The sequence below is a fragment of the Aulosira sp. FACHB-615 genome, assembly GCF_014698045.1.
Taxonomy (GTDB): Bacteria; Cyanobacteriota; Cyanobacteriia; order Cyanobacteriales; family Nostocaceae; genus Nostoc_B.
On the sequence record NZ_JACJSE010000012.1, the window covers coordinates 93,173 to 106,856 of the forward strand.

Below are 13,684 nucleotides of genomic sequence, written 5' to 3' on the forward strand. Positions count from 1 at the left end.
TGCTGTAAATGACTATTAACTATTAACTGAGGTACAAAATGTCTAATCAAAATCTGCGTGTTGTGGCTCGTTTTATTGCCTTACCAAATAAAGTAGAAGAACTCAAAGCTTTACTACTCAGTGTAATCGCACCGACCAGACAAGAAGCAGGTGTAATTAGTTACGAACTTCTGCAAAACCAGTCTGACCCAACAAATTTCACATTTGTTGAAGAATGGACTTCTGCGGAAGCATTGGAAACTCATTTAAATACACCTCATATCCAAGCAGCATTAGGCAAACTAGAAGGTTTATTAGCTGCTGCACCAGATATTAGCCGCTACAATCTTTTAGCGTAATACCCATCTCCCTTGTCTCCCTTATCCACCCACATTCACACCCGCCACTGAATTAGCCAGCTGTTCTAATTTTTGCGGACTGGTTACTTCCAGATACTTCGCAGCCATCTCCGGTGTCAGGAGTTCCAACATCAAACGATTTTCAATCCAAAATTCCACCACATCAAACACACCATTACGGCTACAAGCAAGCACTCGCCAACCTTCCTGTGCGCCAATACGCTCAATTTCCTCTAGGCTGACGGGAACAGAAATTGCTGCATGAACTGACGTGTAATTTGCAGGATGTTCATTTATTTGAAATCCTGCTTGTCCTTGCCATACATCAGGGATAATTTCACTACCCAAGGGATAAAATTCAATTCCAGTACCAAACTCATCCCCCACAAACATCATATATCCACCGGGATTAGGTGAAAATGGTGCCACTCGACCGTGCATAATTTCTGCCATAACATTAGCTACGTGCTGAGGATTTTTGACAGCAATGGAAATATGGTGGAGCATAGTTACCTCTCAAAATATGAATCAAACCTGATATTTTGATTTATAGCTTGTGTTTAAATTCTGACATCTATCCTAAGAGATCCAATTAGCTGAAGAGTAACTTTGACATTTCACGTTATATAAAAAATTGTTAACAAGACAAGTTTGAAATTTCTAGAAAATCCACAAAATCAGCAACAAATATTTATCAATTTATATGTAGGTATGTATAAATTAGTAAAGGTGCGATCGCCATAGCAAACCGCACCTTTTAGGATGAAAATTGTATTAAATTAAACCAAGATAAATCTGTTTATGCTGACTTACCAACGATGTCTAATCCATTCGTAAATCTTTAAGTAGTCGGCTCCTGGAATGTTCCATGAGTAATCATATTTCATCCCTTGAATCGCTAATTGGCGGAACTCATCAGGTGACTGATACCACAAATCAATTGCCCGATTCATTGCCGATTCTAGGGCGTAATTATCTGTTTGATAAAATACATAACCATTGCGTTTTTCTGGTGGTAGATTTTGGTCGTAATCCCTATCAAATACCGTATTGACTAACCCACCAACACCACGCACAATTGGCACTGTACCATATTTTAAACCAATCATCTGAGTTAAACCGCATGGTTCGTAATTGCTGGGAACCACAATCATATCTGCCCCTGCATAGATGAGATGGGATAATTCTTCATTAAAGCCCAATTCTAAATGCACATCGGGGTGACTATTTAAAAATGCTTTTTCATGACGGAAATGAGCATTGATTCCTGATTCTGTGGCTGAACCCAGTAATACAAATTGTGCGCCTTTATTGAGTGCATGATAAATCGCGTGATGTACTAAATGCACACCTTTTTGATTATCTAACCGACCAATATAAGCAATGATTGGTTTATCGGCTGCATCAAGCAAGAGCCTTTCGCGTAAAGCTTTTTTGTTATATATTTTTTGTTCAAAATCTTCGTAGGTATAGTTATTGGGGATGTAACGGTCAATTTCAGGATTCCAAAAATCGTAATCAATACCGTTAAGTACCCCAGAGAATTTATCTTGATTTAAATGCAGTGTATGACCTAAACCACAACCCACTTCTGTAAATCGCGCTTCTTCTGCGTGGTTGGGTGAAACTGTGGTGACTGCATTGGCGTAAACAATACCCCCTTTCATATAATTCAAGGCAAAGGGGTTAAAGTTGTCACGCAGCTTATCGTATTGGAAATAGTAATCTTCTCGATTTAACCCTGTCGCCCAGAGAGTTTGTACACCGCCTATTCCCTGATGCTTAAAGTTATGGATGGTGTAGCAAGCTCGCTGATATTCCATACCATTGTATTTGTAAATCTCAGCCAGCAAAACAGGAATTAAGCCTGTTTGCCAGTCGTGACAATGGATAATATCAGGACGCTTGTTACTTTGATTTAAAAATTCTAAAGCGGCTTTGCTAAAGAAGGCAAAGCGCATATTGTCATCATCACAACCGTAATAACAGCCGCGATTAAAGAAATTATCTTCGGAGTGGGGTTGAATAAAAAAGCACAGCCTACCATGCACCCAACCGCAGTATACAGAACAGTGAACTGCTGCACCATACCAGGGAACCCACAAGTCTTTGTAGGCATCATGCAGACCCCAAATATGGTCGTAGCGCATACAATCATACATGGGCAGTATGATCTCAACGCAATTTCCTCTGCCTTCTAATTCTCTACTCAGTCCGTAAACAACATCCCCTAAACCGCCTGCTTTGATTACAGGAGCGCATTCCGAGGCAATCTGTACTATGTACATTCCTAGTCCTCGCTATACAAAAATTTATATTAACTATACTGTTCAGTATATGCAATATGTACTCATTGACAAGTAAGTAAGCCAATGTTAACCACGAAAGCTTAATACAAGTGGTAGATAGTCGGGGTGTTTCATCTGCGGGCAGACTTATACTGAGGAGATTAGAGGGGTATTTAGTGTAGTGGATACAAGAGAAGTTATCGGAGAACGTGGCGAATCAATTTTTCGAGTTCTCATCACACGTAAACATCCTAGTCGTGGTTATTTATTTGAGCATCCGCGATTTTTAGGAGAAAAAAAGCGAGCAATCGATTTTTACGTAGAACTCTTTCATGATGAGTCTTTGATACCTTTCTTTTTTGTGCAAGTAAAGTCAACATCCCAAGGTTACACTCAAAGCGATCGCCGATTAAGAGTCAAAGTTAATGACAGCGATATGAAGCGTCTTGCAGCCTATCCTGCGCCTACTTATGTTATTGGTATTGATGAGCAAGCAGAGCAGGGTTATATTTTGTCAGGTAACGGCGAAAGTACCACAGGGTTTTCCAGTTTGTGTACAGATTATCCCCTCAACCCCGATGTATTGGCATTACTATGGGATGAGGTGAAAGCATACTGGACTTCTCCTCACCACGCAACCTTCCGATCAATTTTTTGCGATCCGAAATGGAGGAAGTAATGAAGCAGAATCTACAAAATTTTATTGCAGAACGCGCCGAATATCTTGCAGTTATGTACCTGACTCGTAGCAACGATTTAGTGATTGAAAGGATGAAGTCGGCTGATTATGGCTTTGATATTCTTGTAACGATACTACGAGATAACCTGCCGACTGGAAGAGTTTTTGGTGTGGAAGTTAAAGCACAAGACACAGCTATCAGAAATTTAAAAGATTTTTCACTATCTATTACCCAAAAAACAACTGAATATCTTCATAATGTGCCGTTTCCGCTATTTTTATTCTTGTTTACGATGGAGGATGACAAAGGATATTACAAATGGCTAAATCATGTTATTGCTGACTCTAACCAAGTATCTCTACAATGGCATTCTCTAGATGAGAATGGAATTAGACAGATTGTTGACGATGTAAATGCTTGGTACGATGCAAAGAGTCATTTTGCTGCATAAAAATACTCTGGCTTGATATTTGTGCGATCGCCCCAAATAAAAACTTGACAGGTGACGCTGCTAAAATACCTTATGACTAGCAGCGACAAACCCGCACACCTCACAAGCCATGACTACAACTATTGACTTTCTCAGTCACCTCAACCCTAGCCAACGTCAAGCCGTAGAACACTATTGTGGCCCGTTGTTAGTTGTGGCTGGCGCTGGTTCCGGGAAAACCCGCGCTTTGACTTATCGTATCGCTAACTTGATTCTCAAACACCGTGTGAATCCTGAAAATATCTTGGCGGTGACTTTCACCAACAAAGCTGCACGAGAAATGAAGGAACGTATTCAAAAGCTGTTTGCGGAACAATTGGCGATGACGCAACACGGGACAAGATTTGAGTTATTACCAGAACACGAACAAACAAAACTGCGATCGCAAGTTTACCGCACAACCATCAAAGATTTGTGGTGCGGTACTTTCCACAGTTTATTTTCAAGGATTTTGCGCTTTGATATTGAGAAATATCAAGATGAAAAAGGGCGCAAATGGAATCGAAATTTTTCGATTTTTGACGAATCAGATGCCCAATCTTTAGTTAAAGAAATCGTCACCAAACAATTAAACCTCGACGATAAAAAGTTTGAGCCGCGTTCTGTCCGCTACGCCATCAGTAACGCCAAAAACCAAGGCTTATCACCCCAAGACTTTGAAAAAGAACAGCCAAATTATCGCGGACGAGTAATTGCTCAAGTCTACAGTTCCTATCAAGATAAACTAGCAGAAAATAACGCCCTAGATTTTGATGATTTAATTCTTGTCCCTACCAAATTATTTCAACAAAACGAGCAAGTCTTAGGTTATTGGCATCGCAAATTCTGTCATATTTTAGTTGATGAATATCAAGATACCAACCGCACGCAATATGATTTGATTCGGTTGTTAGTAACTAATGGAGAAGATAGAAAAAGTGAATGGAATTGGCAAAATCGCTCAGTCTTTGTCGTAGGCGATGCTGACCAATCAATTTATAGTTTCCGCATGGCAGACTTTACCATTCTGCTGGAATTTCAAAATGATTTCGGTGATGGTTTACCGGATGAAGATACCCGCACAATGGTGAAGTTAGAAGAAAACTATCGCTCTTGTGAAAATATTTTACAGGCTGCCAATGAATTAATTGAAAATAACACCCAACGAATTGATAAAGTCCTAAAACCAACGCGGGGAAGTGGTGAACAAATTCATTGTCACAAAGCTGATGATGAACTGGCGGAAGCAGATTTTGTGATTCGGCAAATTCGTACCTTAGAACATCAACATCCCGAATTAAATTGGGGTAGTTTTGCAATTTTGTATCGCACTAACGCCCAATCTCGCCCCTTTGAAGAATTGTTGGTGAGGAATCAAATTCCTTATACAGTTGTGGGCGGAATGAAATTTTATGACCGCAAAGAAATTAAAGATGTGATAGCTTATCTCAGAGCGATCGCTAACCCTGCTGATACAGTGAGTTTATTGCGGGTGATTAATACTCCCCGACGGGGAATCGGTAAAGCCACCATTGATAACTTAATTAACGCCTCCCAGCAATTAGGTGTCAGCTTATGGGAAATTCTCAGCGATGAAACATCTGTTAATACATTAGCTGGGCGTTCAGCAAAAGCGGTGAATAATTTTGGACAAATGATTGGCCGTTATCAAGAACAAGTCGCAACGGTTCCAGTCTCGGAAATTGTTATGGGTTTGTTAGAAGAATCTGGTTATGTCCAAGACTTGCACAGTCAAGGTACAGATGAAGCAGAAGACAGAATCCAAAACGTCCAGGAACTTTATAACGCCGTTCTGCAATTTCAAGAAGAAAATGAGGATGTTTCCTTAACAGCCTTTTTGCAAAGTACCGCCTTAAGTTCTGATTTGGATAATTTAAAAGAAGGACAAACAGCCGTTTCTTTGATGACTCTACACGCTTCTAAAGGATTGGAGTTTCCCGTAGTCTTTTTGGTGGGATTAGAACAAGGGTTATTTCCTAACTATCGTTCAATGAATGATCCCGCATCCTTAGAAGAAGAACGCCGCTTGTGTTATGTAGGAATTACCCGCGCCCAAGAACGGTTACATTTATCCTTCGCCCGTGAACGCCGTTTATATGGTTCACGAGAACCCGCACTGCGATCGCAATTTCTGGACGAATTACCCCCAGAATTATTAACTAGTCAAAGTAAAGTTCGGCAAAATTATCCTAGGAATGCTGCAACAAATAACGAAAAGCAAGAAGGATCTCACAATTGGCAAGTTGGGGATCAAGTCCTACACAAAACCTTTGGAATTGGCGAAATAACTCACGTTTTCGGTTCAGGAAATAAAATATCTGTGGCGATTAAATTTGCTAGTTTAGGTCAAAAAATTATTGACCCCAGAGTAGCACAGTTGCAAAAAGTTGATGGAAAGCCTTAAATGACTTACTAAAAAATAAACACTATTCGTAAATCCCATTGTTTATCTTCACGGCTAATTTCAATTTGGCGAATAAACTCTCGCAGGTAAAAGCGTCGTTCTGTTTCTGACAAATCTAACCAAAATTGCGGAATAGAAACGGCTTGGGCGACAGAACGCAGATTGACAGGAGGGAGTGTGGCTAACTTGGCTTGGAGTGCAGAGATTTCGGTGCGGATTTTGTATTCTCTGAGTTTTGCTGTTTCTGCATCTAAAATACCAGTTTCAATTAAAGCAGGTAACTGCGCTAATATTTCTTGTTGACGAGCGATCGCATCGCCTAAACTATTCTTGACAGTATCCAACTCTGGAGAATTCATCCCGGCTACTGCTAATGGTAAATCACGACAAACTTTAGCGATCGTCGATTCTAAAATGTCTTGGTAAGGAATGGCGCGACACTTGGGACTTCGAGGACAATTAATCGGACGTAAATAAAGATACTCTTGGTCTTGGTAGCGACGGGTAACGCGAGTGACTGTTGTATGAGATTGACATTCGCCGCAGACAACTAACCCAGCTAAAGAACGGGGCGCACTTGCAGTTCGAGATGGTAAGCGGCTATTACGGCGTAATAGTCGGTCAATTTGGGCTGCTTCTTCTTTAGAAAGAATCGCTGTATGAGTATCTGAGATAATTTCACCGTTGAGATAAGCTGTGTCTCCCCGATAAACAGGATTTGTTAACCAGCGTCGCCCAGTGGTAACAGAAATTTTCTTCGCATATTTTTTTGCTAAGTAACGCACTGCGCCCCGCAAGGAACCGTAGAGTAAAAAGTGATCAAAAAAGTCTTTCACAACGGGGGAGGTGCTGCGGTCAATAATATATTTTCCTTGACCACGGCGATAACCATAAGGTGCTTTTCCGGGTGGCGGTGCGGCTTCAAGACGATTCCGAGCGTGTCCTTGACGAATACGCCGACTTCTTTGTTGATATTGAATTTCTTGGATTAGTTTGAGTAATTCAGCCCGAAACTGGGATTGCTCTGATGTGTAGGATTGTTCAGTCGCAATTACAGCTACACCCATCGCTTCTAATTCATTTAAGCGATCGCTGACTTCCTCTACAGTATCACCTAATTCTTCCAGACGACGAACCAGCAAATACTCTACTGGTTCATTTTGACAGTCTGTGAGTAATTGTTGTAATTGCGATCGTACAGTACATCCATCAGCATTTCTCTTAGCCAAATCTTCATAAATCCGTTCTACCTCCCATTGCCAATTAATGTTTTGTGGAACAGAGTCTAGGAGAGGGTCACAATAAATGTAGGCAATAACTTTCATCAGTTAATCATTCAATCACTGCTGACTGATCTCAATTACATTTCCGTCGGGATCTTGAGTAAAGATGGCGGAGCGACCAGAGGCGCTGGCTTGAATAGGATAATTTTGACTCAGCAGTTCTTGTTTAGCTTGTTCTAAATCAGCTACTGCAAAAGCGATATGGGGATTACGTCCCCATTTTTCGTTGGGGTTATCGGTTGGTACTGTGGATGCGACTATGAGATGAACTTGATAGTCGCCGACTTGATACCATGCACCAGGATATTTTAGGGAACGGTCAATTTTAGATAATCCCAACACTTGAGTGTAAAAGTTTTCAGCGCGTTCTAAGTCGGTAACGAGAATGGCTGTATGAAGGCTTTGGGTAATCTGCATAGTTACTAAAGTTCGCTTTTATTTAGATTTTGACGTATTAGCTGTGCAACTAGATTAAATCCCAGAATTGGAGATGAGATCACATCTGGGCAAGGGTTTGATAGCTTGAGCCTCACAAAAGTCATGAAACTTTGACAATGCTGAGGAGTAGAAAACTCAAATGTCATTAAATCATAACAATATGATCCCGCCAAAGCTATTAAATTCGTAAAAGCCCGAAAAAAGTACCTTTAGACCCCTTGATCAATACCGAGGGTTACTGGTTAATATTTACTTAACAAAACGACTCCTCCGATCCCGAAAAATGCTTACCCAAGCATTCAAGGAAATTGAAAGGGAGTGACCCTCATTTTAAAAGCGAATTAAAAAACTTTAAAAACTGGGCAAAACCAGGAGTCAGGAATAAGAAATTCATCTGAGAAGAATGACTTTTTTATCAAACATTCTCTAACTCAGAGAGATAATTACCTTTCAAACTACTGGAGGCCAAATTAATGGCAAAAGAACGCCCACCGCTAGAGGAGATGACACTGAGACAACTACGTAAAGTTGCCAGTGAGTATAGCGTCTCCCGCTATAGCCGAATGCGTAAATCACAGTTGTTGGCAGCAATTCAAGAAGTGCAGCGCAGCAAAGCGTCCCTTAGTCCATCTCGTTCACTTGAGGCACAGGAAACCGTGGAAGCAGCAAAATTTGAACTGGGTCAAGAAGACCGTACAGGTGGCTCTCTGGCTGATGTTGATGAAGGACTCGCCGATCTACCGGGTGGTTATGGTGAAAGCCGGATTGTACTTTTACCCCGTGATCCCCAATGGGCTTACACTTATTGGGATATTCCCAATGATCATAAAGAAGAACTGCGTCGTCAGGGCGGACAGCAATTAGCACTGCGGATTTATGATGTTACCGACATCAGTCTTGATTATCAAAGCCCCCACAGCATCCAAGAATATCCTGTTGATGAACTAGCAAGAGAATGGTATTTACCTATTCCTGTGAGCGATCGCGATTATGTTATCGATATTGGTTATCGGACTTTTGATGGTCGTTGGTTAGTTTTGGCGCGTTCTGCTCAAGTACACATTCCTCCTGTATACCCATCTGACTGGATTGAAGATGTCTTCATCACTGTTAATTTTGAAGAAGACCTGCGCGGTAGAACTCTGTACGAACTAGTACCACCAGCTAAGAAACTGCCAACAGCAACTGGTACAAATGGAAACCCCATCTACGACCACATCTTTGGTTTAGCCGAATCTGCCGAAGCACAACGGGTTGCAGGTTCTCTGTTTGGTTCTATGCAGCACGTAGCTGGTTCTGTACGCCCCGAACAGGCTATCAGTTCCTACGTCTTCCCATCTGGTGTTGGTATGTGGGCTGTTCCCACCGTGTCTGGTTTAACCATGTCTGGTGCAGGAATGTCTGGTGTTGGCTTCTCAGCTTCCGCCGCACCCATTCGTCCCCGCCAGTTCTGGTTAATTGCTGATGCGGAATTGATTGTTTACGGTGCAACTGAACCTGATGCGACTGTAACAATCGGCGGTCGTGAAATTAAACTGAATCCCGATGGGACATTCCGCTTCCAGATGTCCTTCCAAGATGGTTTAATTGACTACCCAATTTTGGCTGTGGCTGCTGATGGTGAGCAAACACGCTCAATTCACATGAAGTTCAATCGTGAAACACCATCTCGCAATACGAATACCAAAGAAGAAGCTATTCCCGAATGGATTTTCTAAATAATCCACAATTAGAATTTTGAATTATTACCCGCTATAGTAAGTCTTTCTATAGCGGGTTTTTATTATCTTCGTAACTGAAGAAGTCGGGGATCTGAGCCTCGATTTTTTTGATAACTATGACATCAAAATTTGACAAACAGTCGTGAAATCAATACGGTTCGGTTAACAAATGTATCTGTTGAGGTGAGCAGGGGGGCGGAGGAGCTTCAGGTGCAGGGGAGAGCGTAGCTTCGTTCCCCCTTTCACCCCTGCACCCCTGCACCCTTGCTTGCCTACACAAGTAAGTTTCTTATCCGAACCGTATTGGCCGTGGAATTTCATACGCGCTAAATAAACCCCTCATACCATTTCACTTTAAAAATGATACGGATATGCAAGTAGCGCCTCGACTTCTCCTGACGGAGACGCTGCGCGAACGCTCGGCGACCAGAAGCAGAGTTGCAGAGGAAGCGATTTCTATCAGTAATTTCGTGAAATGGTATCACACTGGAAGTCTGGCGCTATCAAACATATACGCTTCTTCATATCGATTTGGGATTACTCCTGCTCAATCAAACCATATAGAATTTTGAAGAAAAAAGGAATGTGGTTTTTAGCATCACATTCTTGTTCTGAATAAAATTTTCCTATCTCTAGTGTTAATCCATCTCTAAACGCCCATTCTGTATTAGTCCATCCTTGAGGCGGTTGAATCTGTTTCCAATATTTTTTGGCTTTAGCAATTGTCAGTAAAGCTAAACTTAAGATGTTTTTATCTAAATTATTTTGATTATTTATAAAACTTAATTTCCAAGAAGTTTGAAAATTTTTGATATCATCAAAGTCTAAATTTGAACAGTAGTTAATGCGATTAAATGTTTTTTCTAAGTTATTTTGTAAATCTATATCTTCATGCAAACTATCAACTATATCAAGATAAACTTGCTCAAGATTCACAACTGAATCTTGATAGACAGGTGTATTTGAGTAATTGTCCAAGACTGACTGAATATCAGGTGTTAAAAAGTATGCTTCTTTGTGAACTAAGCCAGTCACCCATATACGATGATTTATACAATTCCCTTCATTAATTTTAGCTTTCTCATATAAATTGTAGAAAATAGAATCGGTATCTGTAAAAGCGTAATCGTTTTTTATGCTGGCTATTTGAATATCTAAATCTACAATGGCAAATAGCTGATGGGGACTGAGATAAGAGTTAGCAGGATTTTGATTATGTAAGTCTAAAATACTAAAAAATGTATTTAATACATCTTGGCGATCGCCGCAATTGATAAACTGAGGTCTATACTGCTTCCACCATCTTGGAACGCAAGCATGATAAAAGTTAGCATCAGGCATTTTATCCATATTTCTGTACGATTGAGGCGATAATCTACCTGACGTTTTTGGAATTTCGCCTTCACACAGTATAACTATTTTGTTGAGGATTCTTCTATCTTCTAGAATATATCGACAATGCTCTTCTAGCTCTGCTTCACTAAGACCCATATTTAGTTATTTTATAATTTGTTTGGCTTGATAAGTTTTGGTGGTAATTCTTTAACATGAGCAGGGGTAACTGCTTGACATAGCTCATAAGAATGAGTTGCTAAAATATATTGATTGCTAGGCGACCATTCTTCTAAATCCCTAACTATTTGATATTGCCAATCTGGATGAAATGCTATTTCAATTTCATCCATTAAAACAATTGCATTTTCTATTTTATTAGATTTAATCCATACATAGATACATAATTTTTTGAGTTCACCGTGACTTAAATCTTCTGGGTAAAGTTCTACATCATCATCGTCTCTTTTAAAGTTAACACCAGATAAATCTTTATTTATATTGATTTTTTTATTATTTAATACAGAATTTAAATCCTTTAATAATGTTTTATAATTATCACCGTAACCTCCTGTTTCTATAGCTTGTCTAAAATCTTGATCACGAGCATCAGTAAAAGATTTAATCAGAATATCTATAGCCATAAAATCATAGGTGAAAAAATTAGGTAATTTAGTTTTATCTTGTTTTAAACCTAAGTAATAGTCATTTTCACTTTGATTATTAAATAATGATTTTCTGGAGTTAGCTGAAAGAAATAGAAAAATCTGTGAAATATGTGCTGCCAAGAATACTTTCTCTGATAAATTAATCAGAAATGATTCTACATCATTTATCTCTAAATTATCAAAACGGCACAGTAACATTTCTTTGGAAGAATCAACATTATCAGTATATACATCACATATATATCCTGTTTTATTACTCTGAAGATATTTAGAAAATATTCTATGGAAATATTCTTGTCTGTGTTTTTTTTCGTATAGTAAATAGAATGTTTTTCCAAGACTATATTCTGATTGATTTTTTTTTATGTCATCATATACATCCTTTCCTGAAAGATTATTCTCACTAATTTCACTATCATTATTTTCTTGTTCATAGGTATCTAATACAAAAGATTCTTTACAAGTAAAAAACTCAAGCTCTATATTTTGTTTGCCATCCCAAATATCAATTATTGCCAAAACTCGCTTATCAGAGTCTTTATCAATCTTAAAACCTTCAATTAAATTTTTTAAAAAAATTTTTCTATCTTCATGAATAGAACAATGGAGTAACACAAAAATTAATTGCAATAGTGTACTTTTACCACCGCCATTCAAACTACCAAGTGGAAATATACTAGGAGTAAATTCTTTTTCAAAAGAAATATCAACATTTTTTAAAACACGAAAATCAGGAACTCGAATTCTCTGCAAAAACATAAAAACTCCTAATTTTTTGTATTGATTAATACTTTTGAGTAAAAAAATAAGGTTACTCATTTCCTATCAAATCTGTTCTATTATGGCTGATGAAAACTTATGCAGTGTTAATCATTGGGAAAAATCATTATCTATCAACCCCTGCATAAGTTCTCTGAATGCGGCTAATCTTAATTTTGTAGATAAGTATCTAAGCTCGGAACATCAATCCAACTGCTAGTTTGATGGGATTGATGGGATAAATCCATTAACAATTGGGAATAAACCCCTTCTCGTAAAGATGGGACGACTGACTGTTTTTGGTCAATTCCTTGTAGCCATTGGTCTACTACGCGGATGAATGCAGAAATACGTCCGTCGGTGAAGTTTTGGGTAAACATTAACGACTGAGGAATTTCAATTTCTGTGAGTGGTTGTCCGACTTGGGAACCCCAAACGCGAAAACCGTGGATGTAGTCTTTTTGATTTTCGCTGCCTAAGACTAATGTACCGCGATCGCCATACACCTCTAACCAATGAGTGCGCGGTGCGTGAACTACCGCACTAATATTCAGTTGACAAGGTGTGCCATCGGCTAATTCCAGGGACAACAAACAATTATCATCGGTTTCCACTGGCTTGAGTTGATTGGTGCTGGGGTCAAGGCGGTTGGGGATGGCTGTACTTAAATAAGCACTTAATCTGCGGACAGGCCCAAATAACCAATAAATATAATCAAAGGCGTGGGAACCCAAAGACCCCAAAGCACCACCGCCTTGGGCTTGAGACGAATACCAATTCCACGGGCGAGAAGTATCAGCGCGAGAAGAACCAAACCAATCAATTTTAATCAGGCGTTTGTTACCGACATAACCTGATGCTAATAAATCTGCAAATAATTGCCAGCCGGGAACAAAGCGAAATTCAAAATCTACTACCGCAGTTACTTGATTTGTAATTGCTAATTGATATAATTCTTTAGCTTCAGTTGCATTTAAACTTGTGGGTTTTTCTAATAATAAATGTTTACCTGCTTTTAGTACAGTTTTAGCCATTTCATAATGCAAAAATGGAGGTGTGGAAATACTAACTGCTTGTACTTCTGGGATGTTGACAATATCGGCAATATTAGTACAAGCATGAGGAATTTTATGGGCATCAGCAATGGCTTGGGCTTGATGAATATCCCGATGATAAACAGCAACCACATTAGTTCGAGGATGGGCAATCAACCCAGGGATATGAACTTTTTGACCAAATCCAGTCCCAACGACAGCCACACCAACTACATTTTGATTCATGGT

The 13,684-nt window shown here is 39.5% G+C and carries 12 protein-coding genes; 5 read left to right on the forward strand and 7 right to left on the reverse strand.

Annotated elements, in window-relative coordinates:
* Positions 1-38 precede the first annotated feature (38 nt).
* Positions 39-338, forward strand: coding sequence for a putative quinol monooxygenase (locus H6G77_RS19740; RefSeq protein ID WP_190872506.1), 300 nt, complete (start codon positions 39-41; stop codon positions 336-338).
* Positions 339-359: 21 nt separating this feature from the next.
* On the opposite strand, the gene H6G77_RS19745 is transcribed toward H6G77_RS19740, so the two are convergent.
* Together H6G77_RS19745 and glgA are read right to left on the reverse strand one after the other, a co-directional pair.
* On the reverse strand, positions 360-845 hold the full coding sequence (locus H6G77_RS19745; RefSeq protein ID WP_190669210.1) for a hypothetical protein: 486 nt from the start codon (positions 843-845) through the stop codon (positions 360-362).
* A 302-nt stretch (positions 846-1,147) separates the two neighbouring features.
* Positions 1,148-2,626: a glycogen synthase GlgA gene (gene glgA / locus H6G77_RS19750; RefSeq protein ID WP_190669211.1), complete on the reverse strand. Its 1,479-nt coding sequence runs from the start codon at positions 2,624-2,626 to the stop codon at positions 1,148-1,150.
* A 181-nt stretch (positions 2,627-2,807) separates the two neighbouring features.
* Between glgA and H6G77_RS19755 the strand changes: the two genes are divergently transcribed.
* The 3 genes from H6G77_RS19755 to pcrA all read left to right on the forward strand — a co-directional run bounded on the left by H6G77_RS19755 (position 2,808) and on the right by pcrA (position 6,200).
* Entirely contained in the window at positions 2,808-3,305 is a 498-nt protein-coding gene (locus H6G77_RS19755; RefSeq protein WP_190589475.1) for a DUF4365 domain-containing protein, read from the forward strand.
* Positions 3,305-3,757: a DUF4365 domain-containing protein gene (locus H6G77_RS19760; RefSeq protein ID WP_190872507.1), complete on the forward strand. Its 453-nt coding sequence runs from the start codon at positions 3,305-3,307 to the stop codon at positions 3,755-3,757. Before H6G77_RS19755 ends, H6G77_RS19760 begins: the two co-directional genes overlap by 1 nt.
* Before the next feature lie 109 nt (positions 3,758-3,866).
* The gene (gene pcrA / locus H6G77_RS19765) at positions 3,867-6,200 is read left to right on the forward strand and encodes a DNA helicase PcrA (RefSeq protein ID WP_190872508.1); all 2,334 of its coding nucleotides are present in this window, start codon (positions 3,867-3,869) and stop codon (positions 6,198-6,200) included.
* Between the two features lie 8 nt (positions 6,201-6,208).
* On the opposite strand, the gene H6G77_RS19770 is transcribed toward pcrA, so the two are convergent.
* The gene (locus H6G77_RS19770) at positions 6,209-7,525 is read right to left on the reverse strand and encodes a recombinase family protein (protein WP_190872509.1); all 1,317 of its coding nucleotides are present in this window, start codon (positions 7,523-7,525) and stop codon (positions 6,209-6,211) included.
* 15 nt (positions 7,526-7,540) lie between these two features.
* Positions 7,541-7,900 carry a VOC family protein gene (locus H6G77_RS19775; RefSeq protein ID WP_190872510.1) on the reverse strand — a complete coding sequence of 120 codons (360 nt, stop codon included), beginning with the start codon at positions 7,898-7,900 and terminating at the stop codon, positions 7,541-7,543.
* 494 nt (positions 7,901-8,394) lie between these two features.
* Here H6G77_RS19775 and H6G77_RS19780 point away from each other — a divergent pair, with 494 nt between their 5' ends.
* Positions 8,395-9,639, forward strand: a complete 1,245-nt coding sequence (locus H6G77_RS19780) for a DUF4912 domain-containing protein (RefSeq protein WP_190589480.1) — start codon at positions 8,395-8,397, stop codon at positions 9,637-9,639.
* A 540-nt stretch (positions 9,640-10,179) separates the two neighbouring features.
* Here H6G77_RS19780 and H6G77_RS19785 read toward each other — a convergent pair.
* From H6G77_RS19785 to H6G77_RS19795, 3 genes are all read right to left on the reverse strand, one after another.
* Positions 10,180-11,133 carry a hypothetical protein gene (locus H6G77_RS19785; protein WP_190872511.1) on the reverse strand — a complete coding sequence of 318 codons (954 nt, stop codon included), beginning with the start codon at positions 11,131-11,133 and terminating at the stop codon, positions 10,180-10,182.
* 11 nt (positions 11,134-11,144) lie between these two features.
* Entirely contained in the window at positions 11,145-12,461 is a 1,317-nt protein-coding gene (locus H6G77_RS19790; RefSeq protein ID WP_242049261.1) for an AAA family ATPase, read from the reverse strand.
* Between the two features lie 110 nt (positions 12,462-12,571).
* Positions 12,572-13,681: a Gfo/Idh/MocA family protein gene (locus H6G77_RS19795; protein WP_190872512.1), complete on the reverse strand. Its 1,110-nt coding sequence runs from the start codon at positions 13,679-13,681 to the stop codon at positions 12,572-12,574.
* Between the last annotated feature and the right edge of the window lie 3 nt (positions 13,682-13,684).

Bases quoted from the DNA above. Each gene is read 5' to 3' on its own strand.
- H6G77_RS19740 (WP_190872506.1), top strand. From the start codon at position 39: ATGTCTAATCAAAATCTGCGTGTTGTGGCTCGTTTTATTGCCTTACCA.
- H6G77_RS19745 (WP_190669210.1), bottom strand. From the start codon at position 845: ATGCTCCACCATATTTCCATTGCTGTCAAAAATCCTCAGCACGTAGCT.
- glgA (WP_190669211.1), bottom strand. From the start codon at position 2,626: ATGTACATAGTACAGATTGCCTCGGAATGCGCTCCTGTAATCAAAGCA.
- H6G77_RS19760 (WP_190872507.1), top strand. From the start codon at position 3,305: ATGAAGCAGAATCTACAAAATTTTATTGCAGAACGCGCCGAATATCTT.
- pcrA (WP_190872508.1), top strand. From the start codon at position 3,867: ATGACTACAACTATTGACTTTCTCAGTCACCTCAACCCTAGCCAACGT.
- H6G77_RS19770 (WP_190872509.1), bottom strand. From the start codon at position 7,525: ATGAAAGTTATTGCCTACATTTATTGTGACCCTCTCCTAGACTCTGTT.
- H6G77_RS19775 (WP_190872510.1), bottom strand. From the start codon at position 7,900: ATGCAGATTACCCAAAGCCTTCATACAGCCATTCTCGTTACCGACTTA.
- H6G77_RS19780 (WP_190589480.1), top strand. From the start codon at position 8,395: ATGGCAAAAGAACGCCCACCGCTAGAGGAGATGACACTGAGACAACTA.
- H6G77_RS19785 (WP_190872511.1), bottom strand. From the start codon at position 11,133: ATGGGTCTTAGTGAAGCAGAGCTAGAAGAGCATTGTCGATATATTCTA.
- H6G77_RS19790 (WP_242049261.1), bottom strand. From the start codon at position 12,461: ATGAGTAACCTTATTTTTTTACTCAAAAGTATTAATCAATACAAAAAA.
- H6G77_RS19795 (WP_190872512.1), bottom strand. From the start codon at position 13,681: ATGAATCAAAATGTAGTTGGTGTGGCTGTCGTTGGGACTGGATTTGGT.